12 protein-coding genes are annotated in these 15,056 nt (G+C 57.0%); 1 reads left to right on the top strand and 11 read right to left on the bottom strand.

Going from position 1 to position 15,056, the window contains the following annotated elements:
* Positions 1-454: 454 nt before the first annotated feature.
* The 9 genes from EDC23_RS08725 to EDC23_RS08685 form a co-directional block, all read right to left on the bottom strand.
* Positions 455-1,447 (bottom strand): hydrolase, encoded by a 993-nt coding sequence (locus EDC23_RS08725; protein ID WP_134083624.1) that lies wholly within the window; start codon positions 1,445-1,447, stop codon positions 455-457.
* Between the two features lie 41 nt (positions 1,448-1,488).
* On the bottom strand, positions 1,489-3,066 hold the full coding sequence (locus EDC23_RS08720; RefSeq protein WP_134083622.1) for a glutamate synthase-related protein: 1,578 nt from the start codon (positions 3,064-3,066) through the stop codon (positions 1,489-1,491).
* 76 nt (positions 3,067-3,142) lie between these two features.
* Positions 3,143-3,562, bottom strand: coding sequence for an alternative ribosome rescue aminoacyl-tRNA hydrolase ArfB (arfB, locus tag EDC23_RS08715; RefSeq protein WP_134083620.1), 420 nt, complete (start codon positions 3,560-3,562; stop codon positions 3,143-3,145).
* Positions 3,563-3,568: 6 nt separating this feature from the next.
* On the bottom strand, positions 3,569-3,904 hold the full coding sequence (locus EDC23_RS08710) for a glucosamine--fructose-6-phosphate aminotransferase (RefSeq protein ID WP_134083618.1): 336 nt from the start codon (positions 3,902-3,904) through the stop codon (positions 3,569-3,571).
* Positions 3,898-4,365, bottom strand: a complete 468-nt coding sequence (locus EDC23_RS08705; protein WP_134083616.1) for a YaiI/YqxD family protein — start codon at positions 4,363-4,365, stop codon at positions 3,898-3,900. The genes EDC23_RS08710 and EDC23_RS08705 overlap by 7 nt, the downstream gene beginning before the upstream one ends.
* 173 nt (positions 4,366-4,538) lie before the next feature.
* Positions 4,539-5,036, bottom strand: a complete 498-nt coding sequence (gene cynS / locus EDC23_RS08700) for a cyanase (RefSeq protein WP_134083614.1) — start codon at positions 5,034-5,036, stop codon at positions 4,539-4,541.
* A gap of 15 nt (positions 5,037-5,051) precedes the next feature.
* Entirely contained in the window at positions 5,052-6,002 is a 951-nt protein-coding gene (locus EDC23_RS08695) for an ABC transporter ATP-binding protein (RefSeq protein ID WP_134083612.1), read from the bottom strand.
* A 4-nt stretch (positions 6,003-6,006) separates the two neighbouring features.
* Entirely contained in the window at positions 6,007-6,843 is an 837-nt protein-coding gene (ntrB, locus tag EDC23_RS08690; protein ID WP_134083610.1) for a nitrate ABC transporter permease, read from the bottom strand.
* Positions 6,844-6,846: 3 nt separating this feature from the next.
* Positions 6,847-8,277 (bottom strand): CmpA/NrtA family ABC transporter substrate-binding protein, encoded by a 1,431-nt coding sequence (locus EDC23_RS08685; RefSeq protein WP_134083608.1) that lies wholly within the window; start codon positions 8,275-8,277, stop codon positions 6,847-6,849.
* A 374-nt stretch (positions 8,278-8,651) separates the two neighbouring features.
* On the opposite strand from EDC23_RS08685, the gene EDC23_RS08680 reads away from it, so the two are divergent.
* Complete coding sequence (locus tag EDC23_RS08680) at positions 8,652-10,571, top strand: sigma 54-interacting transcriptional regulator (protein WP_134083606.1); 1,920 nt, start codon at positions 8,652-8,654, stop codon at positions 10,569-10,571.
* A gap of 309 nt (positions 10,572-10,880) precedes the next feature.
* On the opposite strand, the gene pepN is transcribed toward EDC23_RS08680, so the two are convergent.
* Together pepN and dinB are read right to left on the bottom strand one after the other, a co-directional pair.
* Entirely contained in the window at positions 10,881-13,556 is a 2,676-nt protein-coding gene (gene pepN / locus EDC23_RS08675) for an aminopeptidase N (RefSeq protein ID WP_134083604.1), read from the bottom strand.
* A 173-nt stretch (positions 13,557-13,729) separates the two neighbouring features.
* Entirely contained in the window at positions 13,730-14,896 is a 1,167-nt protein-coding gene (gene dinB / locus EDC23_RS08670; RefSeq protein ID WP_134083602.1) for a DNA polymerase IV, read from the bottom strand.
* Positions 14,897-15,056 lie beyond the last annotated feature (160 nt).

The raw sequence follows: 15,056 nt of genomic DNA, 5'->3' as shown, positions 1-15,056 counted from the left end.
ACTTCGTTGGAGAATGGCTCTTTCGACCCGGCAAGGTGCAGGTCAGGTTGCGCGGATGCGCTACCTGACTGCCCGAATCTAACGGATGTCACGCCAGCCCTCGGCAGCGTGACTTTTTTACCACGAAGACACGAAGTCTCGAAGTGTATTAATGAAACATTGGTAAACCACCGTCTCAGGCAATGAGACACAAACAGGCGTTGCCGTCCCCGTATGCTTCGTTGGAGAATGGCTCTTTCGACCCGGCAAGGTGTAGGTCAGGTTGCGCGGATGCGCTACCTGACTGCCCGAATCTAACGGATGTCACGCCAGCCCTCGGCAGCGTGACTTTTTTACCACGAAGACACGAAGTCTCGAAGTATATTCATTTTTTTCTTCGTGTCTTCGTGCCTTCGTGGTAACGCTTTTATAAACATCCGATATCACGCATGTATCGCCGGATCATCAACCCTGATCAGAGAAACCGGGCCAGATAATCGGGCACCGCGTCCGTCAACCAGTAATGCGGCCGCAATACGGAACCGCTGACAAAGCCGACATGCCCGCCCCGTTGACTCACCGCCAGCTGGACGTTGTCGGGCAATTGTTGCGGGTCGGGCAATATTGCCGGGGTCATGAACGGATCATCGTATGCCTGAACGATCAACGCCGGTTGCCGGATCGCACCAAGATAGTGATAAGCACTCGATTGTTGGTAATAATCGTCGGCATCGGCAAAGCCGTGGATCGGCGCGGTAAACCGGTTATCAAACTCGCGAAAGGTTCGTGCCTGTTCGATCTGTTGCGGCGTCACCCCGATCAGTTGTTCGTAATCGTGGTCGGCAAATTTCGCCAACACTTTTCTCACCAGACTCTCGACCAGATGCCGCTCGTACACTTTCGAAAATCCCTGATTGATGCGATCGGCGCAGATATCCAGCTTCAACGGTGCCGAGACCGACACTGTCGCGCGCAATGGCGACTCGCTGCCCCACTCGGCCTGCAGCTTGAGCAGCATGTTGCCACCCAGTGAATAGCCCACGGCGGCCAGCGGGGCATGGGGATACTGCTCGCGCAGCCAGCTTAAAAAGTAGCGCGCATCGCCGGTCTCGCCGCTGTGATAGGAACGTGGCAGGCGATTGACCCGCCCGGAGCAGCCGCGAAAGTGCATCAATACCCCATGCCAGCCGCGCAGCTCAATGGCACGCAGGATGTCGCGTGCATAGGGGGAACAGAGCGAACCTTCCAGCCCGTGGAACACGGCCACGATCGGCGTCGTCCTGTCGGAAGCGGATTGGGTACGCCAGGCGAGATCGACAAAGTCACCATCGGGCAGCAGCAGCTCCTCCCAGCTGACTTCCAGTGCGCGGCGGTTGATAAACCGCGGCAACAGGGTCTGCAGATGGGGATTGCCCAGCCCGGGGGCCGGCGTAAAGGACGATGCGCAGGTGTCTGGCGGTTGTCTCACGTCAATCGGTGCACACTTTGATAGTCGTCCGCGTCAGGGCATCAGGGTTGAGCGGCCATACCGGCATAAACAATGCCTGACAGCCGCGCCATCTCGTAATCGAAGGTGGCCAGATCTTTTTGATTGAACTGATCAAGACGCTCATGGCCACAGGCCCGTGCCATCACCTGCATCAGATGGGTGGAGGATTGCAGAAAGCGGGCCAGCCGATGAGCGCCGTCGTCCACGTCCAGCCGTTTACGCAGCTCGGGGTCCTGCGTGGCCACCCCCGAAGGACACTGATTGGTGTGACAGATACGCGCCGCCACGCAACCGATCGCCTGGATCGCACTGTTGCCCAGCGCGATGCCGTCGGCGCCCAGCGCCAGCGCCTTGATAAAGTCGGCCGGCGTGCGCAGGCCGCCGGTGATGATCAGGGTCACCTTGCCACTGACACCCTGTTGATCCAGATAACGCCGTGCCCGGGCCAGCGCCGGAATGGTCGGCACGCTGATGTGATCGCGAAACAATAACGGCGAGGCACCGGTGCCACCACCGCGCCCGTCGAGGATCAGGTAATCAGCGCCGGCCTGCAGGGCGAACTCGACATCCCGCTCGATATGGTTGGCACTCAGCTTGAAGCCGACGGGAATGCCGCCGCTGATCTCACGCACCCGATCGGCAAAACGTTGGAAGTCGGCCGGCTCGCGCAGATCGGCAAAGGTCGACGGCGAATAGGCCGACTCGCCTTCGGGAATACCACGCACCCCGGCAATCTTTTTGCTGACCTTGGTGCCGGGCAGGTGCCCGCCGGTGCCGGTCTTGGCCGCCTGCCCGCCCTTGAAATGAAATGCCTGTACCTTTTCGGGAATCGTCTCGTCATACCCGAAACAGGCACTGCCCAGTTCGAACAGATAACGGCTGTTGGCCTGCTGCTCTTCGGGCAGCATGCCGCCCTCGCCAGAACAGATACCGGTGCCCACCTGCTCGGCCCCTTTGGCCAGCGCCATCCGGGCTTCTTCGGAGAGCGAGCCGAAACTCATGTCGGCGACCAGCAACGGCGTTTTCAGGCAGAGCGGTTTCTGGCTTTGCGGGCCGATCACCAGTTCGGTGTCGACCGTGGCCTCATCCGCCAGCGGCTTGTCATGCAACTGCGCCACCATGATCTGGATATCGTTCCAGTCCGGCAAGCTGTGGCGGGGGACACCCATCGCCGCCACCGGGCCGTGTTTACCCAATGTCTCCAGGCCCTCCCTGGCCAGCTGATGAATCAGTTCGATAGTCGGTTCTTCCTCGGTGACTTTCGGAGCGGGTTGTTTACCCTTTTTATGATCGCCTTGCTTGCCATCATCGGTATCGCTATTCGCACCGGGACCTTCCTTGCCCACCTGGCCCTCGCCAAACCGGTTATGGCTGCCGTCGCAATAGGGCAGATTGCCGCTGTATTTGCAATTGCACAAAAAGGCCTGCCCGTCCTTTTGCGGTGTAAAGGCCAGCGGCTCGAAGCCGGTACCGGCATGCGAGCCATCGCAAAACGGCTGGTTCTGCGACCGGCCGCAGACGCAAAAGTAGTATTCCTGATCGGCGGAAAGATTGACCTTGGCAGGTTGGTTGTCGGCGATAACCGGTTTGTTTGCCATACGCGCAGCAGCTTCCGTCATTGAAAAACCAGGGGGTCAGTATATGAATCTGTCGATCCCGGTACAACCGACATAACTACTCGTCGGGACGAACCTTGCCGCGATTATGCTTGATTTTACCGCGCTTTTGCTTGGCATCCAGGCGACGCCTGACCGCCGCGCGGCTCGGCCGGGTCGGCTTGCGCTTCTTGCGGGTCACCAGTACCGATCGGATGAGCTCGTGCAGGCGCTCCAGCGCCTCTTCGCGGTTTTTCTCCTGGCTGCGATAACGCTGCGCCTTGATGACGATCACCCCGTCCGAGGAGATGCGCTGATCGGACAACGCCAGCAGGCGCTGCTTGTAGAAGTCCGGCAGGGAGGAAGCATTGATATCAAAACGCAGATGAATGGCCGAGGCGACCTTGTTGACATTCTGCCCACCCGCCCCCTGGGCGCGGATCGCCTGCATCTCGATCTCGTTATCGGGAATCACCACATTCTGTGAGATACGTAGCATAAAAGTTCAGTCCGCCATTACAACGGCCGTGGCCGTACCGGTAGCCCGGTTGATACTCAGTTGCATCCGGCAATAGGCCGGTTTATGCACCGGCTCGTCCCCGCAACTGCAGTTGGCCACGATCTCGGTGAAAAAAACCCCGATGCGGGCCTGCAACGTCATCTCACTCTGCTCGATACCCAGCACGGTCACCTGCAAATCGCTCGCATCACTGTATCCGCCCTCGCTGGTGCCCTGATCCAGCGGCAGGTTCGCCCCACCCCCTGACTCCAGCTCCCGTTTCAGGGTTCGGATCAGGGCATCGGGATCGCGTTGCTCGATAGTATGCAGCAGTTTCAGCATGGCGATTCAGACCCGGGGTTGCTTTGGGTGAGGATCCTGTCCAGATGATTGGCAAACGCCTGACGCTCGGTCTGGCTCATCGCCGCCTGCCCGCCGGTGTCCACCCCGCTGGCCCGCAATGTGTCCATGAAATCACGCATGTTCAGCCGCGAGCGGATATTTTCGAGGGTAAACAACTCGCCGCGAAAACTCAGTGCCTGCCCGCCTTTTTCGATCACTTCGGCCGCCAGGGGGATGTCGCTGGTGATGACCAGATCCCCCGGTTCGACGCGCCGCACAATCTCGTTGTCTGCCACGTCAAACCCGTGCTCGACCCGCAGCGACTTGATATGCCGGGATTTGGGCACCTGCACGTACTGGTTCGCCACCAGCGTCGTCAGCGTCCCCGTGCGCTGTGCCGCGCGGAACAGAATCTCCTTGATCACCACCGGACAGGCGTCGGCATCGACCCAGATTTGCATGTGCGTATCCCGTAATCTGTTTCAAACAGACAGTTTACAGGATCTTTATTCACTTCGACTCCCGACTGAGGCGATTCGGTAACGAAAACCTTAAAGTGGAACGCCCCACCCGACTGACTGACGGATGGGGCATTGTTTACGAAATAACCGGTTTAGCGTGCTCTCAACGGCATTCACCAGGACCTGTACGGCAGAAATTTCCCGTTCAGTGTCAAAACAACCCGATCGCCGGCCGGATTTTCTTCCTTGTCGATATCCATACTGAAATCGATAGCGCTCATGATGCCGTCGCCGAATTTTTCATGGATGACTTCCTTGAGGGTATCGCCGTACACGCCGACCAATTCATAAAATCGGTAGATCACCGGGTCCTGGGGCACACTCCAGTCCCAGGATTTATGGGGAAAGGCCTGCAGGGCCGTACTGACTTCAGGGCCCAGATCCAGTACGCCGCACAACTTGTCGGCAATGTCTTTACTGGCGCTGTTCTTTCCGAAACAGACCGAGGTCAGCCAGATGATCCCGACGCCAACCTGATCGGCGATCGCCTGCCAGGTTGTGGCCTGATCGATTTTCGCGGCAATGATTGCCTCGGTCATTTCTTCCTTGCTGAGTCGCCCTTTGGCCAGGGAACTGGAGGGGGTGACGAGATTTTCTGCGGTTGCACTCATAGAGTTCTCCTTGGGTTATTGCAGGTTCACGACCTGGCGGGTCAATTCGTTGCCTTCGGTCGTTTCGGTTTCGATCAATTTACTGATCTGACCGGTTGCCGGGTTCACTTCCGGGGGGTAGGCCGGTCTGGCGTTATCGCTGTGTGGCACACGGGGAGTGTCCGGATCATTGAGTTCCTTGGAACGTTTCACCAGAAAATCCACCAGGTGGTTGCGAATCGGGTAATAGTGGGGGTTATGGATAATCTGTTCCCGATCGCGATGTCGGGGAATATCGATCACCACCGACTCGGCAATGGTAGCGTTGGGACCGTTGCTCATCAAAAAGATACGATCGGCCAGCAATATTGCCTCATCCACGTCATGAGTGATCATAAAGACAGTCTGCCCGGTCTGTTCACAGATTTTGATCAGCTCCTCCTGAATCATGCCGCGAGTCAGGGCATCCAGTGCACCGAAGGGTTCATCCAGCAGCAACAGTTTCGGTTCGATAGCAAAAGCCCGGGCAATACTCACGCGCTGGCGCATGCCGCCGGACAATTGCGAGGGTTTGCGCAGCTCGGCGCCCTTGAGGCCGACCATCTCTATATACTTCATACTGTGTTCATAAACCTGCTCGCGACTCCAGTTGGGCCAGCGGGACTTGACCGCAAAGGTGATATTGCGAAGACAACTCATCCACGGCAGCAGGCTGTAATTCTGAAACACCACGCCGCGATCCAGGCTCGGTCCGGCCACTTCTTTGTTATCCATCAACACCACGCCACCACTGGCCTGATCCAGACCGGCCAGGATATTCATAATGGTCGACTTGCCACAGCCCGAATGGCCGATGATGCAGACAAACTCACCCTTGTTGATACCGAAGTTGAGATTTTCGAACACGGTCAGCGACTCGCCGCCCTTCGGGGCGGGAAATTGTTTGACCAGCCCCTGGGCGTCAAGAAAGTATTTTTTTCTGTTCATTGTTTTACTCCACGTATTGGACCACGCGTGTGGCTTTGGCCAGCATGAGATCCAGTAACATACCCACCACACCGATCATCAGGATGGAAAACACCACGCTGGTCAGATCCAGGTTGTTCCATTCGTTCCACACGTAGTAACCGATACCGGTACCGCCCACCAGCATTTCGGCGGCGACGATTACCAGCCAAGCAATGCCGATGGAAATCCGCATACCGGTCAGGATGGTCGGCGCCGCGGCGGGCAAGACCACCAGAAACGCGGTGCGCAAGGGATTCAGCTCATGCGTACGGGCAACGTTGAGATAATCCTTCTTCACCGCGCTGACGCCAAAGGCGGTATTCACCAGCATGGGCCAGATCGAGCAGATGAATATCACGAACACAGATGAAATCTCCGAATCCTTGAGAATAAACAGCGCCAGCGGCATCCAGGCCAGTGGCGAGATCGGTTTTAACACCTGGATAAACGGATCCAGCGCCTTGTACATCAGGGGTGACATGCCGATCAAAAAACCCACCGGAATAGCCACCAGGGCCGCCAGTAAATAACCCAGCATGACCCGCTTGAGGGAATAAAGCAGCTGCAGGCCGATACCCTTGTCATTGGGCCCCTTGTCATAGAACGGATCACTCAATTCCTCGACCGCCAGGGCACCGATGTCACTCGGGTTGGGGACCCGGGCCTGGGGTTCTGAGCCCCCCATCAGCTGTTCATACTCGGTCATCGGCTGATCCGATTGCGGGGCCTTGTTGCCCTGTTCCCAGACAGTCAGGAACAGGACAAGAATGACCAGCGACAGGAGTGCCGCCCGAACATTGAGGTTCTTAAACGCATCCATGCTTCAGGCCCTCGTGATCGCGAAGCTCTTGGCATATTCGTCGGGTTTCGTGTAGTCGAACTCTTTCCCCATGATGGTGTAGTTTTCATAGGTTTCCTTCGGCGGCTCGTAACCCAGCTCTTTCATCAGATCACCACACTCGGAGGCCAGGTAGACCTCTTCGGCAATCCCCTGGTAATTCACGTCGCCCTTGATGTAGCCCCAGCGTTTCATCTGGGTCAGTATCCAGACAGCCATGGAATGCCAGGGGAAAGGATCAAAGTCGATGCGATCCGGTTCGTTACGCACGTTACCCAGCCCGTCGGCGAAGCGTCCGGTCAGCACCTGTTCGACAACCGGAACCGGCTGGTTGAGATAGCCCTTGGCGGAAATGGCCTGGGCGATATCCTTGCGGTTCTCCTGTTTGGCCGAGAAATGCGTGGCATCCACGATAGACTTGAACAGTGCGCCATAGGTGTTGGGATTTTCCTGGGCAAACTCGGCACTGGTGGCAAAGGCGCAACAGGGATGGCCCTGCCAGATCTCCTTGGTCAACAGATGAATGAAGCCGATCTTCTCCCAGACTGCACGCTGATTGAAGGGATCCGGTGACAGATAACCGTCCAGGTTGCCGGCACGCAGGTTGGCCACCATTTCCGGTGGTGGAACGACCCGGATCTGAATGTCCTTGTCCGGATCCAGGCCGTGTTCGGCGACGTAATAGCGCAACAGGAAGTTGTGCATCGAATATTCGAACGGCACACCGAACTTGAAGCCTTTCCACTGTTTGGGATCGCGCTTGTCCTTGTGCTTGTTATGCAGGGTAATCGCCTGGCCGTTGATGTTTTCCACCGCCGGCATCAAAAACGGTTTGGCCGTGGAACCGGCGCCCATGGATATGCCCAGCGGCATCGGGGTCAGCATATGCGCGGCGTCATATTCCATGTTCAGGGATTTATCCCGGGAGACGGCCCAGCCGGCGGTCTTGATCACATCCACATCGAGACCGTATTTCTCATAGAAGCCCATCGGGTGTGCCATGATGATCGGCGTGGCACAGGTGATCGGCACAAAGCCCACCTTGAGTTTTTTCTTTTCCAGGGGACCCAGACTGTCCTTGACCGCCGCCTTGGCCGCCTCCATGGGGAAGATACTGGCCAGCGCCGCGGCCGCGGTGCCTGCGCCCACCAGTTTCATGAACGAACGACGTGAAACTTCATTATGACCGAATACTGCGCGAACCACGGCGCTTTCCACCGCACGATCCATCAGATCCTCGGGACTCTCAAACGCGGACGTGTTTTGCTCGGGAACGTCATCAGCCTGCCTGGCTTGCCGGGTTGACTGTTTGTCCTCACTGACAGTTGACTGGCTACAGGCCGAGCAGGTACAGGCGGCACCGTGGCTCAGATCGCTATGGGGATCAAATGGATTGTCGAGACTCTTGTTGCTCATGGTTCTCTACCTCGTCGGTTCGTCTAGATTAAAAAATGACTCATACGCACTACGCTGGTGCATGCGCGCTATCCTGATGCAAAGCTCAATCAAGCCAGCCACATCAATTGTCCAATTGCGGCGCGCAGGCGATGTCTGGTGTTACACAGAGCAATTGCCGTACCAGTTTTGAAAACCGGGAGTAAATAGCTGAAATACCGAACAAAATCGACGCAAGCATCCAGTTCCGGATATCACGAAATTTCGTAGATTACGAAATTGACGAATCGTAATTACGAAATAACGTAACCTGGAATACTTCCTGCAACGCCGATGAAAAGAATTATCTCTGGCGATAACCAACAAGGTTCGCTACTCATAAGCAGGAAAAAATTATGACAGGCAACACCGATCTTCAGCACATGCTGGCATTGCAGACCCTGCAAACTATTCAGGAATCCCTGCTGGTCATCGATCCCTATGCCGATCGACTGCTCATGAGCAATGCCACTGCACAACAGCAACTGGGTTACAGTGCCTCCGATCTTATCCGTCTGCCTGCCAGTCAATTGTTCAAACATTGCCTCGCCGATCTGATTAACTTCAGCGAACAGGTTCTGACACAGCAACGCGGCTGGAGCCTGGATCTGTGTTGTTGCCACCGTGACGGCTACCCCCTGGCGATCGAAATATCCGCGTGTGCGATCAACATCAACGAGAAACCCTTGCTTGCCATGCTGATCCGCGATCGCCAGCAGCTACACAAACAGGAGAAAAAAGCCCGCGCCGATGACTACATTCGTCGGGGACTGGGTGAGTGGCAACAGATCGAGGAAATTTTCCAGGAGATTGAACGCGAGAACCAGTTATTGCTGCAGGCTGTGGGGGACGGTATATATGGTGTCAATGCCAGCGGCCAGACGACCTTTCTTAATCCGGCCGCCGAACAGATGCTCGGCTGGCAGGCCGATGAAGTGGTCGGCGAGGATATTCATACCCTGATCCATCACACCCATGCCGATGGCGGTCACTATCATGTGGAAGACTGCCCGATCTATGCCGCGTTTCATGATGGCGCGGTACACCGGGTCGACAATGAAATTTTCTGGCGCAAGGACGGTACCGCCTTTCCGGTCGAGTACACCAGCACGCCGGTAACCGATCATGGCCGGCTGGTAGGTGCCGTGGTGATCTTTCGCGACATTACCGAGCGCAAGGAAACCGAACACAATCTGCACTCGGCGCTGGAAGAGGTCAACCGGCTCAAGCAACGACTGGAACAGGAAAACGCTTACCTGCAGGAAGAAATCCGCAGCGAATACAACTACAAGGAGATCGTCGGCAAGAGCACTGCCATCCAGCGCACTATTCACCAGGTTCAGCTGGTGGCGCCGACCGAAGCGAACGTACTGATCAGCGGCGAATCCGGCACGGGCAAGGAATTGATTGCGCGGGCCATTCATGAATCCAGCGGGCGCAGCGAGCGCCCGCTGATCCGGGTCAACTGCGCGGCAATCCCGCGTGAACTGTTCGAAAGCGAGTTCTTCGGACATGTGAAAGGCGCGTTTACCGGCGCCACCGGCGATCGCGCCGGCCGCTTCGAGCTGGCCGATGGCGGCACGCTGTTTCTTGACGAGGTTGGCGAGATCCCCATTGAACTGCAGGGCAAACTGTTACGGGTATTGCAGGAAGGCCAGTTTGAACGGGTCGGCGACAGCCGTACCCGCAAGGTGGATGTGCGCCTGATCGCCGCGACCAACCGCGATCTGCTGCAGGAAGTGCGTAAAAAACAGTTCCGCGAGGATCTCTATTTCCGACTCAACGTTTTCCCGGTTGAATCAGCCGCCCTGCGCGAACGCCGGGATGACATTCCCCTGCTTGCCACGCACTTCCTTTACCATGCCCGGCAGAAACTCAACAAACCGCAGGTACGGCTGACGCGAGGCGACATCCGGCGCCTGTCCGACTATCACTGGCCGGGGAATATCCGTGAACTGGAAAATGTCATCGAACGGGCCGTGATTCTCTCACGGGGCGAACGTTTGAGTTTCGACCTGCCGGTCACAAGTACAGCACCGGTTCCGTTAAACAATTCATCACAGGCCAGCGAAGAGATCGATGCAAGCACCCTGATGACCTGCGAGGAGCTGCGCGCACTGGAGATCAGTAATATCTGCCTCGCCCTGCAACACAGTAACGGCCGGATTTTCGGTCGCGACGGCGCCGCCGAGCGGCTCAACATGAAACCGACCACCCTGGCCTCGCGCATCAAACGACTGGGGATTGAAAAAAGACCACAACAAGAGAACACATGATTGATGCATGCCAGAATAAAAGTTCCCAATACCCGTTCACCCACTGCAAGGTGGAACAGGCGAAGTGGCTCCACCAGGAACCCGGCATTTTATAGCTACATCTCATTCACATATCTACTAGCAGTTTCCTCTGGACTTCTTAACGTAAATAAAGCCTCCCAACGCATACCTTTTGTCTATACAGAAAAAGCAAAGTCTTCGATCAACTCTATGACAACAGGATTATCTGGCTCAATACGCTCACCCTTTAATTTTAATGATTAGATAACCTTAATAAAGTATGAGCACTTAGAAAACGAGGCTTTTTTGTTATTCCAGGCTCTTGGAGGCAATCTCATAGACATCTTTGGACAGCTCCTCTTTGTCCAGAATTCGCTCCAGTTGCTGCTTCATCAGTCCCTGGCGTTTTTCATCATAGCGCTTCCAGCGGCTGAGACTCTGCACCAGTCGCGCGGCAATCTGGGGATTGAGGCTGTCGAGTTCCAGTACCTGATCGCCAAGGAACTGATAACCGCTGCCATCGGCGGCATGGAAGTTGATCGGATTGCCGGCGCAGAAGCGTCCGATCAGGGCACGGACCTTGTTGGGGTTTTTGATACTGAACGCCTCGTGCTGCATCAGTTTTTTAACATGTCGCAGCGTACGTGGCAGGCGCGACCCGGCCTGGATGGCAAGCCACTTTTCCACTACCTGCTGATCGTGCTGCCATTTTTGATAGAAATCCTCCAGCGCCTGGTGGCGTTCGGGAATGGCATAGTTGGCCAGCATCGACAGGGCCGCCAGGGTGTCGGTCATGTTATTGGCCCGACTGAATTGCTGCATGGCCCGATCGAACATGGCCTGCTCCTCGGTTTCCAGCAGATAACCCAGGCAGAGGTTGCGCAGGGAACGACGCGCCATCTCCTCGGCACTGAAGGCATAGGGGTTATCGCTGCTGTTGGCCTCATAGATCTGCAGCCATTCATCCTTGAGTTCAAACGCCAGCGTCTGGCGCATGAAGTGACGCACCTCGAAGATCGCCTCGACATCCACGACCTCGCACTGGTCGGCGATATAGCCTTCCGAGGGTAGGCTCAGGGCCTGGGCGATCAGAGCCTTGTCGAGCCGGGGATTGAGCAGGGTCTTGCGAAATGCATGGATGAATGTGTCATCCAGTATTAACGGTTTTTTCTGCTGGAACTGTTCGATCAACCGCAGCAGGATATTCATCGCCAGTTTCTGGCCGGCATCCCAGCGGTTGAATTCATCGCTATCGTGAGCGAACAGAAAGGCCAGTTGTTCATCGTCATAACCGGTCTGGATTTTGACTGGCGCCGAGAAACCGCGACCCAGCGAGGCGACCGGCCTGTGATTGACACCGGTGAAGGTGAAGGACTGTCTGGCTTCGGTGATCGACAACACCCGGGTGCGGGCTTCGCCCGGGGCGTTTTCCCCTGCCAGTTGCAGTAACAGATCGTCGCCCTGCATATCCAGCAAGCCGACCGCCAGGGGAATATGAAACGGTGCCTTCTCTGTCTGGCCCGGCGTGGGCGGACAGCTTTGCTCAATGTGCAGGGTATAGGTCTGCGCCTGTTCGTCGTATTCCTCGTCGACCTTGAGTACCGGTGTCCCCGCCTGATTGTACCAGCGCATAAACTGAGCCAAATCAATATGGTTAGCCTCTTCCATCGCCCTGACAAAATCCTCGATGGTGACCGCCTGACCGTCGTGGCGAGCGAAGTAGAGATCGGTCCCCTTGCGGAAACCCTCGCGGCCGACCAGGTTCATAATCATGTGCACGACTTCGGCGCCCTTGTTATAGACGGTAACCGTATAGAAGTTGCTGATCTCCATGTAACGGTCCGGGCGCACCGGGTGGGCCATGGGGCCGGCATCCTGGGCAAACTGATGGGTGCGCAGGATGTTTACATCATCGATACGCTTGACCGCCCGCGAGTTGAGATCGGCGGAGAACTCCTGATCGCGAAAGACGGTAAAGCCTTCCTTGAGACTCAACTGGAACCAGTCGCGACAGGTAACACGATTGCCCGACCAGTTATGAAAGTATTCGTGAGCGACAATACTCTGAATATTGTAGAAGTCGTGATCGGTCGCGGTCTCGGGGCTGGCCAGCACGCAGGAAGAATTGAAGATATTCAATCCCTTGTTCTCCATGGCGCCCATGTTGAAGTCATTGACCGCCACGATCATGTAAATATCCAGATCGTATTCACGGCCGTAAGTCTCCTCATCCCAGCGCATGGCCTGTTTGAGCGAGGTCATAGCGTGGTCGCATTTGTGACGGTTTTCCTCTTCCACATAAATGCGCAACACCACCTCACGACCACTCATGGTGGTGTAAACATCTTCCTGACAGACCAGTTGCCCGGCCACCAGCGCGAACAGGTAACTGGGTTTGAGACTGGGATCCACCCAGCGGGCCCAGTGGCGGCTGTCGTCGGTTTCGCCCGCTTCGACCAGGTTGCCGTTGGAGAGCAGCACAGGGTATTTGCTCTTGTCGCCGACCAGGGTGACGGTATAGCGTGACATCACATCGGGGCGGTCGGGAAAATAGGTAATGCGGCGAAAACCCTGCGCCTCGCACTGGGTGCAAAGCATACTGCCCGAGTCATACAAGCCTTCCAGCGCGGTGTTGGCGGCCGGGTTGATGCGGGTCTCAACGATCAGTTCAAACGCTTCGGGTAACGGGGACTCCGTCGGGGCAATGATCAGCTTGTCTTCGCCGAGTTCGTACTGTGACTGATCCAGGGGCTCCCCCTCCAGACGCAGACTCAGCAGTTCCAGATTATCACCGTCCAGTTCCAGCGCCGGATTCGACTGGCTGTTTTGCGGGTTGCGCCGGACCTTCAGGCTGGTGCGTACCTGGGTAGCCGACGCATCCAGATCAAAATGGAGATCCACCTGATCGATCAGATAGGCCGGCGGAGTGTAATCCGACAGATAGACCACACCGGGTCCGGATTGATTGGCGGCGAGATCGGCCATGAGTACTCCTTAAATATATGGTGCTACTTTGTCCTATTGTAACCCAGGAAGCGTGCGGGCGTGAGGCGTCCAAAGCATGAGCGTTCAATACGTCAACAGATGACTCCACGAACCAGCCCCTGCCCCTCACGACTGCCGACTGTAGACTGCCAACTGCCAACTGCCAACTTCACTTAATGAAATCCGCCACCCCGGCGCAACTGCTGTTTGCCGAAACGGTTGTTGATGGCATCCGCCAGTTCGTCGAGTTCCCGTTGTTTGTCCGGGGCCGTCTCCCCACCGGCAAACAGATCGCCCTGCTGCACCGGCGGCTCGTCGCAGAGGCCGGTGACGCCGACGCCGAGCAGCCGCACCGGTGCGCTGGTGACGGACAGGGCGTCATCCAGCAACGTCAGTGCCGCCTGGCAGATCTCGCGCGTGGAACGGGTAGCTGTATCAAGCGTGTGGGCGCGGGTGAGGGTTTTAAAATCGGCAAAGCGCAGCTTGATCTGCACGGTACGCCCGTAAAAATCCTGGCGCCGCAGACGGTAGGCGACCTGCTCGCCCATATCCATCAGCCAGGCGCGCAATATCGCTTTATCACCGACATCCACAGCAAAGGTGTTTTCCATGGAGATCGACTTGGCCTGATGATCACTGACCACCGGGCGGGGATCCCGGCCGTGTGCCAGTTCCCACAGGTGGAGGCCGAACTTGCCAAACTCGCGCTGTAAAAATTCCCGGCTCAACCCGCGCACCTGGGCGATGGTCTTGATTCCGAGGCGATCAAACTCCCCGCCGGTCACCTTGCCCACGCCCCACAGACGGGTCACCGGCAAGGGATCCAGAAAGACCTGAATCCCGTCCGTCGGCACCTCGACCAGGCCGTCGGGCTTGTCGAGGTCCGAGGCGATCTTGGCCAGAAACTTGTTGGGCGCAATGCCGACCGAGGCGACCAGCGACAGCTCGTCGCGAATGTCCTGCTTGATCCGCCGGGCAATGGTCACCGGCGAGCCGAACAGGGTTTCACTGGCCGTGACATCGAGAAACGCCTCATCCAGCGACAGGGGTTCGATCTCGGGGGTATAGCGGGCGAAAATGGCCCGAATCTGCTGCGAAATCTCACTGTATAAAGCGAGTCGCGGCGGCAGTTGCACCGCATCGGGACACAGCCGCAGGGCCCGGGCCATGGGCATGGCGCTGTGTACCCCGAACTTGCGCGCCGCATAACTGGCCGCCGCCACCACCCCGCGCCCCTCGGCCGCACCGCCGACGATCACCGGCCTGCCCGCCAGCGCCGGATTCTCACGCACCTCCACCGAGGCGTAGAACGCATCCATATCTACGTGCAAAATAGCCATGCAGCAACCCGCCTAAACTCGACAAACGATCTCAACGCAGAGGCGCAAAGACGCAGAGGAACGCGAAGTTCTTTAAATTAATTATATCAACCCGAGCTCCGATTTTCGCCAGTATTACTGGACATAAAAAAGCAGGGTCTTTGCCCCGCTTTTCCTCGTC

Source organism: Thiohalophilus thiocyanatoxydans (genome assembly GCF_004366735.1).
Classification (GTDB): Bacteria; Pseudomonadota; Gammaproteobacteria; order UBA6429; family Thiohalophilaceae; genus Thiohalophilus; species Thiohalophilus thiocyanatoxydans.
This window is presented reverse-complemented; position numbering and strand designations above follow the sequence as displayed.

Bases quoted from the DNA above. Each gene is read 5' to 3' on its own strand.
- EDC23_RS08685 (WP_134083608.1), bottom strand. From the start codon at position 8,277: ATGAGCAACAAGAGTCTCGACAATCCATTTGATCCCCATAGCGATCTG.
- dinB (WP_134083602.1), bottom strand. From the start codon at position 14,896: ATGGCTATTTTGCACGTAGATATGGATGCGTTCTACGCCTCGGTGGAG.
- ntrB (WP_134083610.1), bottom strand. From the start codon at position 6,843: ATGGATGCGTTTAAGAACCTCAATGTTCGGGCGGCACTCCTGTCGCTG.
- EDC23_RS08695 (WP_134083612.1), bottom strand. From the start codon at position 6,002: ATGAACAGAAAAAAATACTTTCTTGACGCCCAGGGGCTGGTCAAACAA.
- EDC23_RS08705 (WP_134083616.1), bottom strand. From the start codon at position 4,365: ATGCAAATCTGGGTCGATGCCGACGCCTGTCCGGTGGTGATCAAGGAG.
- pepN (WP_134083604.1), bottom strand. From the start codon at position 13,556: ATGGCCGATCTCGCCGCCAATCAATCCGGACCCGGTGTGGTCTATCTG.
- EDC23_RS08680 (WP_134083606.1), top strand. From the start codon at position 8,652: ATGACAGGCAACACCGATCTTCAGCACATGCTGGCATTGCAGACCCTG.
- EDC23_RS08720 (WP_134083622.1), bottom strand. From the start codon at position 3,066: ATGGCAAACAAACCGGTTATCGCCGACAACCAACCTGCCAAGGTCAAT.
- EDC23_RS08710 (WP_134083618.1), bottom strand. From the start codon at position 3,904: ATGCTGAAACTGCTGCATACTATCGAGCAACGCGATCCCGATGCCCTG.
- cynS (WP_134083614.1), bottom strand. From the start codon at position 5,036: ATGAGTGCAACCGCAGAAAATCTCGTCACCCCCTCCAGTTCCCTGGCC.
- arfB (WP_134083620.1), bottom strand. From the start codon at position 3,562: ATGCTACGTATCTCACAGAATGTGGTGATTCCCGATAACGAGATCGAG.